Source organism: Streptomyces hesseae (assembly GCF_031845785.1).
GTDB classification, from domain to species: Bacteria; Actinomycetota; Actinomycetes; order Streptomycetales; family Streptomycetaceae; genus Streptomyces; species Streptomyces hesseae.
On sequence record NZ_JAVRFI010000104.1, the window covers coordinates 1 to 255 of the forward strand.

A 255-nucleotide genomic window follows, 5' to 3' on the forward strand; every position below is an offset into this window, starting at 1 on the left:
CGTTGCCGGACCATTGGAAGACGGCGTTGCCGTCGGGTGAGAGCCCGAAGAGGCCGTTGCCGGTGACGGCGAAGGTCTTGCCGGGTCCGCCGACTTTGCTCCAGTTGTTGGGGCCGTTCATTTTGTAGAGGTCGCCGTTGGTGGGGTTGGTGGCGAACAGGCCCGCTCCGCCTGCGTACAGTGTCCCCGCCGCTCCGCCGACTTTGTTCCATGTGGTGCCGTTGCCGGACCATTGGAAGACGGCGTTGCCGTCGG

At 65.5% G+C, this 255-nt stretch carries 1 protein-coding gene; it reads right to left on the reverse strand.

The window, feature by feature from the left end; translation table 11 throughout:
* The coding region (locus RM609_RS34395) for a hypothetical protein (RefSeq protein WP_311616617.1) at nucleotides 1–255 on the reverse strand (255 nt) is incomplete at both ends.